15 protein-coding genes are annotated in these 13,683 nt (G+C 71.7%); 6 read left to right on the top strand and 9 right to left on the bottom strand.

All coding sequences use genetic code 11. From position 1 onward, the window contains the following. Positions 1 to 129 precede the first annotated feature (129 nt). From ACIA73_RS24310 to ACIA73_RS24335, 6 genes are all read right to left on the bottom strand, one after another. Complete coding sequence (locus ACIA73_RS24310) at positions 130 to 1,491, bottom strand: carbohydrate-binding protein (protein WP_399440771.1); 1,362 nt, start codon at positions 1,489 to 1,491, stop codon at positions 130 to 132. A gap of 197 nt (positions 1,492 to 1,688) precedes the next feature. Beyond that, positions 1,689 to 2,075 carry a hypothetical protein gene (locus tag ACIA73_RS24315; protein WP_399440772.1) on the bottom strand — a complete coding sequence of 129 codons (387 nt, stop codon included), beginning with the start codon at positions 2,073 to 2,075 and terminating at the stop codon, positions 1,689 to 1,691. Positions 2,076 to 2,353: 278 nt separating this feature from the next. Then, on the bottom strand, positions 2,354 to 2,860 hold the full coding sequence (locus ACIA73_RS24320; protein WP_399440773.1) for a MarR family winged helix-turn-helix transcriptional regulator: 507 nt from the start codon (positions 2,858 to 2,860) through the stop codon (positions 2,354 to 2,356). Positions 2,861 to 2,910: 50 nt separating this feature from the next. Beyond that, positions 2,911 to 3,339 carry an STAS domain-containing protein gene (locus tag ACIA73_RS24325; RefSeq protein WP_399440774.1) on the bottom strand — a complete coding sequence of 143 codons (429 nt, stop codon included), beginning with the start codon at positions 3,337 to 3,339 and terminating at the stop codon, positions 2,911 to 2,913. Then, positions 3,336 to 4,430, bottom strand: coding sequence for a B12-binding domain-containing protein (locus ACIA73_RS24330; RefSeq protein ID WP_399440775.1), 1,095 nt, complete (start codon positions 4,428 to 4,430; stop codon positions 3,336 to 3,338). The genes ACIA73_RS24325 and ACIA73_RS24330 overlap by 4 nt, the downstream gene beginning before the upstream one ends. After that, the gene (locus ACIA73_RS24335; protein ID WP_399440776.1) at positions 4,427 to 6,010 is read right to left on the bottom strand and encodes a PP2C family protein-serine/threonine phosphatase; all 1,584 of its coding nucleotides are present in this window, start codon (positions 6,008 to 6,010) and stop codon (positions 4,427 to 4,429) included. The genes ACIA73_RS24330 and ACIA73_RS24335 overlap by 4 nt, the downstream gene beginning before the upstream one ends. Positions 6,011 to 6,360: 350 nt before the next feature. On the opposite strand from ACIA73_RS24335, the gene ACIA73_RS24340 reads away from it, so the two are divergent. The 3 genes from ACIA73_RS24340 to ACIA73_RS24350 all read left to right on the top strand — a co-directional run bounded on the left by ACIA73_RS24340 (position 6,361) and on the right by ACIA73_RS24350 (position 9,365). Further along, on the top strand, positions 6,361 to 6,717 hold the full coding sequence (locus ACIA73_RS24340) for an STAS domain-containing protein (protein WP_399440777.1): 357 nt from the start codon (positions 6,361 to 6,363) through the stop codon (positions 6,715 to 6,717). A gap of 70 nt (positions 6,718 to 6,787) precedes the next feature. Continuing rightward, on the top strand, positions 6,788 to 8,488 hold the full coding sequence (locus ACIA73_RS24345; protein WP_399440778.1) for a SpoIIE family protein phosphatase: 1,701 nt from the start codon (positions 6,788 to 6,790) through the stop codon (positions 8,486 to 8,488). A 112-nt stretch (positions 8,489 to 8,600) separates the two neighbouring features. After that, a complete protein-coding gene (locus tag ACIA73_RS24350) occupies positions 8,601 to 9,365 on the top strand; it encodes an alpha/beta fold hydrolase (RefSeq protein WP_399440779.1) in 765 nt (254 codons plus the stop codon). Positions 9,366 to 9,405: 40 nt separating this feature from the next. Here ACIA73_RS24350 and ACIA73_RS24355 read toward each other — a convergent pair whose 3' ends face one another. Continuing rightward, positions 9,406 to 9,876 carry a PaaI family thioesterase gene (locus tag ACIA73_RS24355; RefSeq protein WP_399440780.1) on the bottom strand — a complete coding sequence of 157 codons (471 nt, stop codon included), beginning with the start codon at positions 9,874 to 9,876 and terminating at the stop codon, positions 9,406 to 9,408. 206 nt (positions 9,877 to 10,082) lie between these two features. Here ACIA73_RS24355 and ACIA73_RS24360 point away from each other — a divergent pair, with 206 nt between their 5' ends. The 3 genes from ACIA73_RS24360 to ACIA73_RS24370 all read left to right on the top strand — a co-directional run bounded on the left by ACIA73_RS24360 (position 10,083) and on the right by ACIA73_RS24370 (position 12,588). After that, positions 10,083 to 11,267 carry a CE1758 family FMN-dependent luciferase-like monooxygenase gene (locus tag ACIA73_RS24360; protein ID WP_399440781.1) on the top strand — a complete coding sequence of 395 codons (1,185 nt, stop codon included), beginning with the start codon at positions 10,083 to 10,085 and terminating at the stop codon, positions 11,265 to 11,267. 116 nt (positions 11,268 to 11,383) lie between these two features. Next, entirely contained in the window at positions 11,384 to 11,869 is a 486-nt protein-coding gene (locus ACIA73_RS24365) for a MarR family winged helix-turn-helix transcriptional regulator (protein ID WP_399440782.1), read from the top strand. After that, positions 11,866 to 12,588: a CE1759 family FMN reductase gene (locus tag ACIA73_RS24370; RefSeq protein ID WP_399440783.1), complete on the top strand. Its 723-nt coding sequence runs from the start codon at positions 11,866 to 11,868 to the stop codon at positions 12,586 to 12,588. The genes ACIA73_RS24365 and ACIA73_RS24370 overlap by 4 nt, the downstream gene beginning before the upstream one ends. Here ACIA73_RS24370 and ACIA73_RS24375 read toward each other — a convergent pair. Both ACIA73_RS24375 and ACIA73_RS24380 read right to left on the bottom strand, forming a co-directional pair. Beyond that, on the bottom strand, positions 12,585 to 13,217 hold the full coding sequence (locus ACIA73_RS24375; RefSeq protein ID WP_399440784.1) for a TIGR03086 family metal-binding protein: 633 nt from the start codon (positions 13,215 to 13,217) through the stop codon (positions 12,585 to 12,587). The genes ACIA73_RS24370 and ACIA73_RS24375 overlap by 4 nt on opposite strands. Further along, complete coding sequence (locus ACIA73_RS24380) at positions 13,214 to 13,663, bottom strand: hypothetical protein (protein WP_399440785.1); 450 nt, start codon at positions 13,661 to 13,663, stop codon at positions 13,214 to 13,216. Before ACIA73_RS24380 ends, ACIA73_RS24375 begins: the two co-directional genes overlap by 4 nt. Between the last annotated feature and the right edge of the window lie 20 nt (positions 13,664 to 13,683).

Here is a 13,683-nt window from a genome sequence, read left to right on the forward strand (position 1 = left end):
GTCCCGGAGAGAGTGCGGCTCGTCCACGCCGTGCGCCCTCGGTGCGGTGGAGGCGCACCGACTGGCACAGCAACAGGCTCACACCGGCTTCAGAGCAACAGGCTCACACCGGCTGCCGGAGCGGCAGGTTCACACCTGCTGCCAGAGCGCCGGCACGTTCGGCGGCTGCCAGCCGGGCTGTGCCTGGTGCCCCTGGAGGCACCGGTAGGTGGCACCGTTGTACGTCACCGTGGCTCCGGTGGCGTAGACGGTGCCCGCGGCCCAGGTCCCACTGGGCTCACCCGGGCCCGGACCTGGACCGGGGTCCGTGGTGGTCTTCAGCGTCAGCCCGTAACCCTGGAGCAGCGGGTTGATCGGCTGGTAGAAGGTGGTGCCCCCGGAGGAGCAGTTGCCGGAGCCGCCGGAGGTGACGCCCTGGGCCTGGCTGCCGGAGATGAAGGAACCGCCGGAGTCGCCGGGTTCGGCGCAGACCGAGGTGCGGGTCACGCCGCTGATGGTGCCCTCGGGGTAGGTGACGCTGGTGTTGTGCTGCTGGATGGTGCCGCAGTGCCAGCCGGTGGTGGAACCGGAGCGGCAGACCGAGGAGCCGACGGCCGCCTGGGTGGAGCCGGCGACCTGTGCGCTGCTGCCGTTGACGTAGGGGGTGGCGGTCCAGTTGGTGTTGGTGGCGACCCAGGCGGTGTCGCGGCCGGGGAAGGTGGAGGCCTGGAAGGAGCCCTGGGCCACCTGGTTGTAACCGGTGGTGGTGGTTCCGGGCCGTCCGCAGTGGCCGGCGGTGGCGAATCCCTGCTGGGTTCCCTTGGTGACGGGGAAGCCGATGGAGCAGCGGCCGCTGCCGTTCATGTAGTAGGCGTCGCCGCCCTTGAGGTCGTAGAGCGGACGTGGCCGCTGTGCGGACTTCTCTGTCCGTACGAGCGAGGGCGCGACACCCGCCTTGGCGGCCAGTGCCTTCGCGGCGGCGGGGCGTACGGCTTGCAGCGTCACGGTGTTCGTCGTGACGTCGACGTACCGGACCGGTACCTCCGTGGCCAGGGCCGCGGCTCCCGAAGCAGCCGACCTGTCCAGCTTCGCCAGGGCGCTTTCCAGCTGGGGAAGCGTGTGCCGTACGACGACGGCGTGCGCGCCCTGGGCGCGGATGGATGCCACGTCGGAGGCGTCGGTGGTGGCGACGCTGAGGGTGGCGGAGTCGGCGCCGTGGACCCAGGCGCCGGCGAAGTCGCGGCCGAGCGCGTTCTGCAGGCGTCCTGCGACGGCCCCGGCGTTGGCCTCGTTGACCAGGCGCGCCCTGGCCTGCGCCCCGGTGACGCCGAGGTCGCGCTGCATGGCCCGCAGCAGTGCGGGCGAGGCCTTGGCGGCGCCCAGGGTCTCGGCCGCGGTGGCCGGTGCGGGCGGTGTCACCTCGGCGGAGGCGGTGGCCGGCAGGCCTGCCAGTACCAGCGCGCCGACGGCCGCGAACGCGGCGCAGGCGGCCTTGGCATGTCTGTGGAGCATGGGGGGATCTCCTCGTTCTCGGTGGGGTACCGAAACCGTAGAAGCGTCAACTGCCCTCCGGGAGCTGCCAGTTGCCCCCTCGCTCGGTGTTATGGCCCGGAACCCGCCACCGCACCGGACCGGATCGAGCCGCTCACTCGCGCACACCTTCCGGCATCACTTCGCTCCCTCGGGTACGCGTTATGGGGGCGGACCCCTCATCCGCGTACGTGTTCCTTGAGTACGTCCGAGGTGTGCTGGAGCTCCTCCGCGAGACGGGTCGCCTCGACGATCAGCACTCCGTAGGGGCGGGTGGGGTCGATCAGCGGGAGCGACCGGTGTTCGGCCTCCTCGGCGGCTTCGCGCCGGCGGCGGCGAGCCTCGGTGACGAGGTGGCCGAGGGTCTGCGTCTGCTCCCCCAGGAGGTCCTCGTCGAGGGCGGCGAACACGGCGGTGTAGCCGTGGAAGGTGGCGTGGGTCCTGGCCCGGTTCCGTGAGCGGCCGACGATCCGCAGCGGGTTGAAGAGCAGGCTCTCCTCGGCGGTGAGCAGCTCGCTGCGCGCCTCCTCGATAGGCGTCTCCAGCCGCTCCGCCCGTTTGCACACCGCTCGGTGTCCTCCTCATGGACGTGCCCGTCACCGAATTCGGGCCACATGTCGGCGAGCAGTTCGCCCATGGCGCTCGCGAGCATCCGTATTCCGTACTCGGCGCCGCGGTAGCGCAGCGGCGGCACGATCACCGCGTTGACGACGATCGCGACCACTGCCCCGATGCAGACCAGCAGCACGATCTGGCCGAGCTGAAGGACCGTCTCGCTGCCGTCGCTCGCCGCGGTGTACGTGGAGAAGGCGAAGAAGGCCGCGGCGGCGAACGACCGCGCGCTTCAGGCGGCGGGCGGAGCCAGGGATACGGCCGGTCTTTCGGTGTCCGGGGCGGTGAGCTGGGCGGTGAGGGCGGCAAGCCCCTTGGTGAGGGCGCGGCGTTCGTCGACGGCGAGGTGGTCGATGGCGTCGTGAAGCATGCTTTCGCGCTGCTCGCGGATGCGCTGGAGGTGGCGTTTGCCGGCCGGGCTCAGGCGCAGAGTGATCTCGCGGCCGCTGTCGGGGCAGGGCAGGCGCTCCAGGAAGCCTGCGGCCTGGAGGCGGTCGCAGAGGCGGGTCACGTTCGGCGGGGAGGCGGCGAGGAGCTGGCAGACGGCCCGCATGCGGATGCCGTCCTGGCGGTCGACGACGTACATCAGGCGCAGTTGCGAGGTGGACATCGGGGCGATGGCGCCCGCGGTGGCGTCCCGGGCGCGTTCCCACATCACGTCGAGGAGTTCGGCGATGGTGCTGGCGTGGTCGGTGGCCTGGGTGGTGAGGGTGCTGGGGGCGGCGTCTGGTGCGGGCATGACTCCCCGGTCGGTTGTGCTTCTGCCTGGTGATCGGTCCGGGCAGTGGCTCAGTGGGTTCCGTCGGGTCCGGTGGGGCGGGCCGCGCGCATGTCCCTGCCGGCTGGGGCGGGACGTGCCGTGTGCTGGGTGTCCGCGGCGCCGGTGGGGGGCGGTGCCGTGAAGAAGTCGAGGGTACCGGTGATGTCGAGGATGCGGTTCAGCTGTGCGGTGCGCTCGGTGAGGTGCAGGTGGACCGCTGCGGCGTCCGTGCGTCGGCGGATCGTCAGCAGGGCCGACAGGCCCATCGAGTCGATGGCGCCCAGTGACGCGCAGTGCAGGTGGAGTTCCTTCAGCCGGGGGCGGTTGGTGAGCACCATGCCGACTTCCTCAAGGAGGAGGTTGGCGTTGTCGTAGTCGAGGTCGCCGGTGAGTTCTATGCGGACTCTGTCCTGGCCGTCGACGAGGGCCAGGTGCAGGGCGGCGGGCGGGGTGGTCATCGGGGCTTCCCGGCGGTCTGGTGGTGATCGGTGGTGAGGACTTCGAGGCCGCGGTGCAGGAGGCGGCCGGCCCGGGGGAAGTCTTTCAGCTCCCGGGCGAACAACCGGAGGGCCGGCGGCAGGGACTGGGCGGGCACCCCGCGAGCTTGGAGGATGTTCGCGGTCCAGGTGAGGAACCGGGTGAACAGGGCCTCGTCGTCGAGATAGAGGGCGGTGGCCAGGAAGTCCACGATGTGCGCGAGGTCCTCGGCGGTGCGCTCGCGCTGGATGTCGTCGTAGGCGCGCATCGCGGGGAAGGCCTCTTCGAGGGCGTGGAAGACGGTGCGCACCAGGGAGGAGCTGTTGCGGGCGACCATCGTGTATTCCTGGTCCGCCAGGTGCGGCAGGTCGTCCAACTGCTGGTGGTCGAGCAGGGGGCCCGGCAGCGGGCCCTTCTCCAGCAGGTCGGCCGCCGTACGCGCGTCGGGTGCCCATGCCTGGGCTCCCAGCAGGGTCGCGTACTGGCCCTGCGGGCCGAAGGCGGCTCCGCCGACCAGGACGGGCACCCCGACGGCCTGGCAGGCGGTGATCGCCGCGTGTGCGGTGGGCAGGCGGGTGGCGATCGAGCTGGACAGCGCGACGGCGTCGGCCTTCGTCCGGTGCAGGTGGGAGATCAGGTGCGGGGCGGGGACCTGGGCGCCGAGGTAGTCGACCCGCCAGCCGCGCAGCTTGAGGACTTCGGCGACCAGGCGGGCGGGCAGGGCGTGCCACTCGCCGTCGACGCACGCCACCGTCACCCGCCCCAGCGACGGGGTCCGGCGAGCGGCGGAGTGCACGGCCAGGGCCGCGATCGCCCGCTCGTTGATGGCGGTCGCGGCGTGCTCCTGGGCCACGCTCATGCGGTTGGCGGCCCATTCCTCCCCGACCCTGCCCTGCACGACGGCGATGACGTCCAGGAGAAGCGCCTCGGGGTCCACGCCGTTGTTCAGGGCCCACGCGACGGCCTCGGTCGCGGAGTGCTCGTCCCCCGCGGACACGGTGTTCCACAACTGCTCGACCAGTTCGCCGAGCCGGGCACCGTGCGGGAGGCGGGAGGGTGTGCTGGTACTCATGCCGTGTACCTGCCCCGGGTGTGCCCGTCCACCGCACTCAGATGGTGGGTGCGCGGTGTGGAGATGGCGACGACGGCCATGTCGTCGTGGCGGCGGCCGCCCAGCCACTGGGAGGCGAGCATCTGGACGTGCTCGACGATGCCCTCGGCGGGCATGCCCGCGCATCCGGCCAGGGCCCGCCTGAGGCGTTCGTCCCCGAACTGGGCGTCGCCCATGGGGCCGCCCTTGGCCTCGGTGATGCCGTCGGTGTACAGGACGCAGGTCTCCCCGGGAGCGAGCGTGACCGTCGTGGTGCGGGCCGGTGCGCTCTCCATGGCCCCGACGAGGGTGCCGCGGGTGTCGGCCTCCTCCACGGTGCCGTTTGCCCGGATGATCAGCGGTTTGGGGTGTCCGGCGCTGGTGAGCCGGACCTCAACCTGGCTGCCCCGGCGGGCGGCGGACGCCAGGACCAGGGTCGCGAAGCGGGTGTGGTGGGAGTTGAGCAGCGCGGTGTTCAGCAGGCTGAGCATCCGCTGGTGGTCGTCCGCCATCGGCAGCAGCGCGTGCAGCGTGTTGCGGATCTTGCCGGTGAGGACGGCGGCCTCCAGGCCCTTGCCGCACACGTCCCCGAGCGCCACGAACGACGGCTCGCCGTCGGTGGCGGCTGGATGGACGTCGTAGAAGTCGCCGCCGATCCGCTCGTGGTCGTCCGAGGCCCGGTAGGCGCCGGCGTAGTCCACCCCGGAGATCTGGTGCAGCGACGGGGGCAGCAGCTCCCGCATCAGGATCTCGGTGATCGTCGTCTGCTCCGCATACAGGCGCGCCGCCGACATCGCCGCTCCTGAGCGGGCGGCGAAGAGCCGGGCGAAGACTTCCTCCTCGTCGGTGAACGCCGCTGTACCGGCCTTGCGCAGCAGCACCAGCACGCCCGCGGGAACACCGTGTCCGGGAAGCGGGGTGATCACTATCGACCCGATCGGCCCAAGCCCCTCGGGGATCATCCACTCCGGGGCGGAAGCGGGGTCGATCCACCGGGACGGCACGGGCGGGAACCCGCGCAGCGCCTCACCCAGCCCCGGTACGTCGTCCGGGTTCACCGTGTGGTGGGAAAGGGAGGGCTTGCCGCCGCGCAGGCAGGTCACCACGGGCAGCCGATGGCCGCGGGAGGGCGCGATGGCCAGTGCCGCGTCCGCGAGGCTCTCGGCCGCCATCTGCGCGGTGATGTCCATGCAGCGCTCCAGGTTGAGGGAGGAGAGCAGCGTGCTGGACGCCTTGGCGAGAAAAGCGGTCCGCTCCCGCTCCATGTGGAGTGCTTCACGGGCCAGCTGGTGGTCGGTGTCGTCGACCAGCCACCAGGCGATGGTGCCGTCGTCCCGGGTGCTGGGGTGCGCTTCGAAGTGGCGCCCGTCGATGAAGCCGGACAGCGGGCCGTCCGATTCCGGCACGTCCGAGCCCTGCACGTCGGAGCCCTGCACCGGCCGGCGCCCGCCCCGACGGACCGCGTCATGGGCGGCGGCCAGCCAGGAGGGTGCTGCCTGGGCCAGCGGTGTGCCGGGCCCGGCTTGGGGCAGGAGTATCGCCGCGGCCTCGTTACGCTGCACGACAGCGCCCGCGAGGTCAGCGACCACCACGGGGTAGGGGGCACGGGCCCACGGGGAGTCAGGCTCCGTGGATGCGACGGTCTGCGCTCGGGTTGAGACCAAAAAGACAGGACCCGCGGGGCGAATCCCTCACCTCATCAACTCGTACGGAATGTTGCCTTCAGGCAACCATTGCGCACATGGCACCCTCCTGGCAACCAGCACCCCCTTCGCGCACGCCGCATACCGGGCGAACGGCGCCCCGCCGCACCCCCGGGACATGCCCGAGGCCCCGCCGCCGAAGTGATCATGGCCACCCGGCTTCGGGACAGATGGGATGATCGGGGTATTCCAGGTGAGGAGGAGCCACCGTGTGGGTTCCCGGGTCCGGTGTGGAACGCTCCCCCGACGTCGGGACGTGGGCGGTGCTGACCCTGCACGGTGAGATCGACCTCGCCGCGTGCCCGCTGGTGCGGGAGGCAGTCGACGAACTGGCCGCGGCGGGCCGGGGACAGGTCGTGTGGGATCTGGGCGGGGTGAGCTTCATGGATTCCGCCGGGCTGGGCACCCTGGTCTACGCGATGCGCTCGGCAGAAGCCCGCCAGGGGTCCGTACGCCTGGCCGGTGCGGGGATACAGGTGCGACGACTACTGGAACTGACCGGCCTGGAACAGGTATTCGGCATGTACCCCGATGTCGCCGCCGCGACCGCTCCGACAGCCGGGTAACCCCCTCGCACCAGCGCGGCAGGACGGCCCGACATTTGCCGTGCGGCAAGTGTCGGGCACAATGCAGCCGGTGGAGAGTTCCTCTGAAGCAGGCTGCCCCGCCCTCCCGCTGGCCGGCGAGGCGCTGATGTCCGCCCTGTTCGACACCGCCGGCGCGGGCATCTACGCCGTCAACAGCGACGGCGCCGTGATCGCCTGCAACCCGTGGGCCGAACACCTCCTCGGTTACGAGCGCGGTGCGCTGGTCGGCATCAACGCCCACCGCACCCTCAACCCCACCCACGGAAACGACGCGGGCCTTCAGGAACAGCGGCCGGTCCTCACCGACGTCACCAGGGGAATGCGTATCAGCGGGGACCGGGCGGTACTGCTGCGCGCGGACGGCACCCCACTGCCGGTGTGGTGGTCCGCCGCCCCCCTGCCCTCCGCCGCCGGACACGGCGCGGGGGCGGTCGTCGTCTTCCACGACGCCTCCGCCCAACGGGAGCGCACCGACCAGCGCGCCGACCGCTACTCCCACAGCGAGACCATGCGCGAACAGGCCGAGTACGATCTCGCCGAAGTCACCTGGCTCAGCGAACTGACCCTGGCCATCGTCAGCACCCTGCACGCCGACCGGGCCCTGGACCGCCTCGTGCGCCAACTGGTGCCCCGCCTCGCCGACACCGCCCTGATCCACCTCAGCGTCAACGGCGTCATGCCGCGTACCGCCTGGGCACACCACGCTCCAGGGATACTGCCCGACGCCACCTCCCCGTCCCACCCGCCCGAACACCCCGCCCACCAGGCCGCGTTGGACCGCGTCCGCCAGGGCGATGCCGCCCAGCACCTGCCCTCCCCCGGAACCGCCGCCGGGACGGACACGGATCTGCTGAGTCTGGTCGACGCCGTCGACGTCCTGGTCGTACCGCTGCGACTGCGCGCCGAGACACTGGGTGCGCTGACCCTGGTACGTACCGCGGGAAGCCCCCCGTTCAACGAGGCCGACCGGGTGCTCTCCGACGAGGTCGCCCGCCGCACCGCTCTCGGGCTCGACAACTCACGTCTGCACGCCGCGCAGGCCGACATCGCCGTCACCCTCCAGCAGGCACTTCTCACCGACCTGCCACCGGTGCCCGGCCTGGAACTGGCCGCCTACTACCAGCCCGCCCAGCAGGCCGCCGAAGTCGGCGGCGACTGGTACGACGCCTTCCTGCTGCCCGACGGCGACCTCGCCGTCGTCATCGGCGACGTCACAGGACACGACATCCAGGCCGCCTCCCGCATGAGCGAACTGCGCAACATGCTCCGCGCCCTGGCCGTCGACCGCCCCGAGGAGACCCCCGGTCAGATCCTCCAGCGACTCGACACCACCCAGGCCCACCTGACCCTCGCCGACTCCGCCACCGTCATCCTCGCCCGCCTCCACCAGGCCACCGACGGAACGTGGGAGCTGTCGTGGTCCGTGGCAGGCCATCCCCCGCCCCTCCTCCTGACCGCAGGACGCACCAGCACCTACCTCGGTGGCCCCCACGCCATGCTCCTCGGACTGCGCCCCACCATGGAACGCCCCACCGCCCGCATGGCCCTGCCTCCGCACACCACCTTGCTCCTGTACACCGACGGCCTCGTCGAATCCCGCACCCAGATCATCGACACCGGCATGACCCGCCTGCGCCAGCAACTCGACACCCACCAGCACCTGCCTCTGGCCGACCTCTGCGCACTGCTGGCCACCGAACTCGGCGACACCCGCGACGACATCACCCTCATCGCCCTCCGCACCCCGTAGAGCCCTCCGCGCCCCATGGAGAACGAGCAGCACCGTGCAGGCCAGGGGCCGAGGAGTGCGGGGCCGACCGGGTGGCGGACGACGTTCGCGGCCGTCATCTACCCTCCGCACCATGCGTAGATTCTTCGTGGTGGGGGCTCGGCGACTGTCGTATCTGGACTTCGGGGGGCCGGGGAGGCCGCTGCTGGCGCTGCACGGGCATTACAGCGAAGCGGTGGTGTTCGCGCCGTTGGCCGCGGCGCTGGCTCCGCTGTGGAGGGTGATCGCGCTCGATCAGCGTGGGCACGGGGAGTCCGACCGCGCGCACAGCTACGAGCGGGAGGAGTACGTGGCCGATGCGGCGGCCTTTCACCGGGAGGTGGCCACCGGACCGGTGGCGGTGCTGGGGCACTCGCTGGGCGGGGTGAACGCCTACCAGTTCGCGGCCCGGCACCCGGACAAGGTGGACGCGCTGATCGTCGAGGACATCGGCGCGGTCGTGGACTGCGACTGGTCGTTCACCACCCGCCTGCCCGGCTCCGCGCCGTCCCCGGAGGCGCTGTCCGCGGCTCTGGGGACGGTGGCACCCTATCTGGAGGGTTCCTTCCGGCAGACGGCTCAGGGCTGGGGGTACTCCTTCGATCTCGCCGACACGGTGGCGTCCCAGAAGGCGCTCTGCGGGGACCACTGGAAGGACTGGACCGCGGTGACCTGCCCCACCCTGTTGATCCACGGAACCCACAGCGACGAGTTGACCGCCGATCACGCCCGGGACATGGTGGCCCGCCGGGCCGGCCGTATCCACCGGGCCGAGCTGCCCGCCGGACACGTCGTGCACCACGATGTTCCGGATCGCTTCGCCGCCGAGGTCAGCGCTTTTCTCGCCGGTCAGCGCTGACCGGAACTGCGTCAGGCACTCTCAGCCCCCTGGCCCCGAGTCAGTCCTCCTTGCCCCGGGCCGCCACGATCGTCCCTTGCGCCACCGCGACCAGCTTCTCCTCCCCCTCCGCCGACACCACATGGACCGTGCACTGGCAGACCGCCTGGCGGCGGGTGGTGACCACGGCACGGGCTCTGGCGATGACGGTTTCACCAAGGGCGGGCCTGGCGTAGTTGATCTTGTACTCGGCGGTGAGTGCGTCGCCACCGAGGGCGAGGCCGCCGGCGAAGGTGAGGGTGTTGTCGGCGAGGTAGCTCAGTACGCCGCCGTGCACGAAGCCGTGCTGCTGCTGGAGGTCGGGCCGGACCGTGATCCGTATCTCGGCCGAGTCCGGCCCCACCCCGGTGAGCTCGGCGCCCAGGAACTTGCTGAACGGCTGGGCGTCGAAGATTCCGCTCGCGAAGGCGGTCAGGTCCGCGAGGTCGGTGCGGTCCGTGCGATCCGTACGGTCCGTGCGGTCGGCTGTCATGCGCGCTGTCCCCTCCATGGCGTCAATCGCCTCCGTGGCCCCGGGGTGACCGGGCCGGTGGTTCCCGGCACGGACTGAATCACGCTTCGCCGCCCCCGGCCAGGGAGCCCTGCCCTCCCTTCGGAATACATGACGCATCATGCATGTTCCAGTGTCCGTACGAGGCAGCCAGGACCTCCGTACCAGGCAGCCGGAAAGGCCACACCATGCAGTTCGGAATCTTCTCCGTCAGCGACGTCACTCGCGACCCGGTCACCGGGTACACGCCGAGCGAGGCCGAGCGGATCAAGAACATGATCGAGATCGCGCGGCACGCCGATGAGGTGGGGCTGGACGTCTTCGCGGTCGGCGAGCACCACAATCCGCCGTTCTTCGACTCCTCACCGACCACGCTGCTCGCGGCGATCGCCATGGTGACCAAGAACATCGAGCTGTCCACGTCCACCACGCTGATCACCACCAACGACCCGGTGAAGCTCGCCGAGGACTACGCGATGCTGCAGCACATCGCCGACGGCCGCCTCGACCTGATGCTCGGGCGCGGCAACACCGGGCCGGTGTACCCGTGGTTCGGCAAGGACATCCGCAAGGGCGTCGCGCTGTCGCTGGAGAACTACAACCTGCTGCACCGGCTCTGGCGCGAGGACGTCGTCGACTTCGACGGCGAGTTCCGTACGCCGCTGCAGGGCTTCACCTCCACGCCCCGGCCGCTGGACGACGTGCCGCCGTTCGTCTGGCACGGTTCGATCCGTACGCCGGAGACGGCCGAGCAGGCCGCGTACTACGGCAACGGCTTCTTCGCGAACAACATCCTCGCCCCGACCGGCCACTTCCGTCAGCTGGTCGACTTCTACCGCCGGCGCTTCGAGCACTACGGGCACGGCCGGGCGCAGGACGCGATCGTCGGACTCGGCGGGCAGTCGTTCATCGCCAAGCGCTCGCAGGACGCGATTGAGCAGTACCGGCCGTACTTCGACAACTCGCCGTTCGGCATCCAGGTCCCGCTGGAGGAGTGGGTGAAGGCCACCCCGACCAGCGTCGGCAGCCCGCAGCAGGTCATCGAGGACACCCTGCACTTCCAGGAGCTCTACGGCGACTACCAGCGCCAGCTGTGGAACGTCGACCTCGGCGGTCTGCCGCAGGCCGAGGTGCTCAAGCAGATCGACCTGCTGGCCGAAGAGGTGGTCCCGGTGCTGCGCAAGGAGATGGCGGACCGTCGCGCCCCCGGCGTACCGGACGCGCCGACACACGCCTCGCTGGTCAGGGTGAAGTACGGCGACAAGCCCGCCCGTCAGCCGCGCCCCAACCCCAACCGCGGCGACAACACCACCGGCACCTCCCCGTACCAGGACACCGACCCCGAGCTGGTCGCCGTCCAGCCGGAACTGTGAGCGGCAGGGCAGTGAGCGGCACCCCCGAAGGCGGCGCGACCGGGAGCGGATCACCCGCGAGCGGCGCCGGTGGGAGCGGACCACCCGCGAGCGGTTCACCGGCGCGCCCCGGCACCGTGCGCGAGACCGTCGGGGCGTGGGAGGCACTCTTCCGCGCCCAGTCGGTCCTCGCGCGCGAGTTCACCACCGAGAACATCTGGGGCGAGCTCTCTCCGTACGAGTACGACGTGCTCTACACGCTCTCCCGGTGCCCGGCGGAAGGCCTCCGCCTGACCGAGATCAACCAGCAGGTCCTGCTCACCCAGTCCGGCATCTCCCGCATCACGGCCCGGCTGTGCGACCGCGGTCTGCTGGCCCGCCGCCCCGACCCGGACGACGCCCGCGCCCAGCGCATCGCTCTGACCGACACCGGACGCGAGGTGCAGCGCGCCGTCGGGCGGCGGCACGCCCGGCAGATCGAGCGGGCCATGAACCGGGCACTGGACGCCGACCAGTTGGAGGTACTGCGCCGCCTGTGCACGGCACTGACCGAGGCGGCCGAGAACGCCCCCACCGACGCCACTGAACCCACCGCCGAAGTACCAGGAGACACCGCACCGTGAGCATCACCACCACCCAGCCCGGCCGGTCCCGCACCCTCGTCGTCATCAGCGCGGGCGTCAGCGACCCCTCCTCCACCCGGATGCTCGCCGACCGGCTGGCCCAGAAGACCCTCGACCTGCTGCGCGAGCGCGGCGTCACCGCGCAGGTGGCCACCATCGAACTGCGCACCCTCGTCACCGAGATCGGCCAGGCCACGGTCGGCGGCCTGACCGGCCCCCGGCTGCAGGACGCCCTCGGCAAACTCGCCGGCGCCGACGCCGTCATCGCCGCCACCCCCGTCTACAAGGCGGGCGTCAGCGGACTCTTCAAGTCCTTCCTCGACATCCTCGACAACGACCTCCTGATCGCCAAGCCCGTCGCCCTCGCCGCCACCGCGGGCAGCGCCCGGCACGCCCTCGTCCCCGACGACCACATGCGCCCGCTCTTCGCCTACATGCGCGCGCTCACCACCCCCACCTCCCTGTTCGCCGCCCCCGAGGACTGGGCCGCCCGCGCCCTGGGCGAGCGGATCGAACGCGCCGCGACCGAACTCGCCGCGCTGGTCGAGTCCGGCGTCGGGCAGTCGATCACGGCCGGCGCCTGGGGCCAGTACCAGCACACCTTCGGCTCCAGCGCGCGCCCGGTCGGTGCCCCGGAGGCCGTCGGGGGCATCGACCTGGACTCCGACCTGATGCGGCTGGCCGCGGGCGGCGGACCGGCCCAGCAGGGCTCGCGCTAGTCGGCGGGCCGGGACCAGCGGGGGCTACGGCCGAGGAGGGTCAGGGTCTCCGTCAGGGGGGTCACCTGCGCGGGCGCCGGACGGACCGGGGCGAAGAAGGCGCCGGGCCCGCGCGCCTGCGCGTCGGCCGGCACGCGGCGTGCCACCGGCAGGACCGACTCCCAGACGCTGTCCGGGAGTCGAAGCTCCACTGCGAGGGTGCGGGCGAGGTCCCAGGCGTGCACCGCGAGATCGAGGAAGTGGAAGGACACGGCCACCCGGCCGGGAAACGCGCGGCCCAGCTCGGGCAGCACGAACTCCCGGTCACCGCCGCCCGCTTCGGCGAACGGCACGATGAGCGCGGCCACGGACTCCCCGTAGGCGCGCGCCGGATCGGCGGCGATGTCCGGCACCCGCCAGTGGGCGGGCAGCCCGCCCTCGCCCCGCGCGGCCGCCGCGAAACCGTGGTTCTGCGCCGTCATATGGCCGAGGAGATCGAGCAGGGTCCAGCCGTCGCAGGGGGTCGGCCGGTCCCAGATCTCCTTGCCCTCGCCGTCGGCAGCGCCAGCGGCAGCGGCGAGGGCCGCGCCGCGTACCAGACGTAGCGTCTCCAGCGCGGCGACGCGGTCCAGTTCCACGAAGTTCGTCATGCGTCCGCCAGGCGAACGAAGTGCTGCGGCCAGGGAGTCGCACCGGTGAGCAGAGTGCGGGCCCGGCGCCATACGGCGTCCGGGTCGAAGTCCTCGGCCTCCCAGGCGGCGGCCCGCATCGTGCCGCGTCCCCGGTGGGCCCGGACGACCGCGAGGTGGTCGGGGCGGCCCACGAACTCCCTGAGCGCGGTCTCGTCGCGCCAGACGCTCACCGAGCCCGAGCGCCTGCCCGCCACCTCGGCCCACAGCCACATGCCGAGCGCGCCGGGGGTCCGGGGCCAGGTGCGGCGAAGGCGCAGGCCCGCCAGAGCGATCGCGCCCGCCTGCGGTTGGCTGGTCGCGGTGAAGTCGGTGACGCTCACGAAGACGGGGCACAGGGCGAGCGGGACGGGGCCAGCGCGCCAGCGGGTGCGCAGGAGTCGGGAGGTGACGCGTTGAGTGGTCATGCTGCCGAGCATAAAACTAA

Origin of the sequence: Streptomyces sp. NPDC051561 (genome assembly GCF_044454195.1) — a bacterium.
Classification (GTDB): domain Bacteria; phylum Actinomycetota; class Actinomycetes; order Streptomycetales; family Streptomycetaceae; genus Streptomyces.